Origin of the sequence: Liquorilactobacillus mali KCTC 3596 = DSM 20444 (assembly GCF_000260415.1) — a bacterium.
In the GTDB taxonomy this organism is placed as follows: domain Bacteria; phylum Bacillota; class Bacilli; order Lactobacillales; family Lactobacillaceae; genus Liquorilactobacillus; species Liquorilactobacillus mali.
The window spans coordinates 1-372 of sequence record NZ_BACP01000097.1 but is presented as its reverse complement, the minus strand read 5'-3'; the positions used below and the strand labels follow the sequence as shown (position 1 = coordinate 372).

Here is a 372-nt window from a genome sequence, read left to right as displayed (position 1 = left end):
CTAAAGCAGACAGCACTGACTTCTCAGAAGTAGCAAATCCAACCGTTGCTGGTTACAAGGTAATCAGTAATGATGCACCAGCTAGTGATTTAAGCAAAGTCGCAGCACAACAGGTCACGAACGATAGCTCAGACCTAAACTACACAGTAGTTTATGCGCCAGCCTATACAGCAACGTCAAAAACAGTTAACGAAACTATTAATTACGTTGACCAAAGTGGCAAGACAGTTGCGGATGCCTACAAAGCAACGCCAATAACTTTTGTTACAGTAACAAATCCAGTAGATAATAGTAAAACCTACTATTATAAGAGTGGAGCCGTTGATACACCAACAATCGGTAATGATGGAGTACCTGAAGGAGAAGGCTGGA

Annotated in this window: 1 pseudogene; it reads left to right on the top strand. The window is 41.9% G+C overall.

Annotated elements, in window-relative coordinates:
• Positions 1–372: pseudogene (locus GSM_RS15255) on the top strand (lectin-like domain-containing protein); the annotation flags it as partial.